The 1,088-nt window shown below is 51.5% G+C and carries 1 protein-coding gene; it reads left to right on the top strand.

Annotated features, from left to right (window positions below; translation table 11 throughout):
• A partial coding sequence (locus ACS8FD_RS16380; RefSeq protein WP_439276621.1) for an AIR synthase-related protein occupies positions 1 to 1,088 on the top strand: 1,088 nt, incomplete at both ends.

Raw genomic sequence — 1,088 nt, 5'->3', positions numbered from 1 at the left:
CCCTTATGCAGGCGCAGCGACGGGCGCAGGCGGTGAAATTCGTGATGAAGGTGCAACGGGCCGCGGCGGTAAGCCAAAAGCTGGTCTGACTGGTTTCCATGTGTCACATCTGCATATCCCAGAGCTTGCGGAAAAGTGGGAGACATCAGGTCAATTAAGCACGCAGGATTATGGTACGCCGGATCGTATGGCGACCAGCCTTGAGATTATGACAGAAGCCCCATTAGGTAGTGCCAACTTCTCAAACGAATTTGGTCGTCCAAACCTCTGCGGTTACTTCCGTAGTTTTCAACTTGATACGTCAGCCGCCAAAGACGGTAGTGAGATGCGCGGTTACCATAAACCGATCATGCTGGCAGGTGGTTACGGCAATATCAAACGTAACCTCATTGAGAAAAACGCCATTCAACAAGGTGATTTGCTTATCGTCCTAGGTGGCCCTGCGATGCAGATTGGTCTTGGCGGCGGGGCAGCATCGTCGGTCGATAGTGGTGAGCTAGATGAAGGATTGGACTTCGCCTCAGTGCAGCGTGATAACGCAGAGATGGAGCGTCGCTGTCAGGAAGTCCTTGATCGCTGTTGGGCGCTTGCTGGTAATGGACAGTCAGACAATAATGGCGATGTCAGTAACAACAGTCAAGACGGCAACCCAATCGTCTCGCTACATGATGTCGGTGCAGGCGGATTATCAAATGCCATGCCAGAGCTGGTCAACGATCATGAAATGGGCGCGGTGCTCAATCTACGTAAAATCCCGTCGTTAGAAGCTGGCATGTCGCCGATGGCGATTTGGTCAAACGAAGCACAAGAGCGCTATGTACTAGCGATTCGCCCAGAGAGTAAAGATCAGTTTGATGCGATCTGTGCCCGTGAGCGCTGCCCGTATGCCATCTTAGGGGAAGCGACGGAAGTACGTCAGCTGGTCGTTAATGATGAGTTGCTCTCTGAGCAGCCAGTTGATATGCCGATGCAAGTGTTGCTCGGTGGTACACCAAAAATGCAGCGTAGCTTTGAGCGTCAAGAGAGTACGTTGCCAGCGTTAGAGCTTAATAACTTTAATTTGTCCGAATCCATTAAAGACGTGCTAC

It is taken from the genome of Psychrobacter sp. 1U2, from assembly GCF_051847575.1.
The sequence above is the reverse complement of the archived record's forward strand: the minus strand, read 5'-3'. Positions and strand labels throughout refer to the sequence as shown.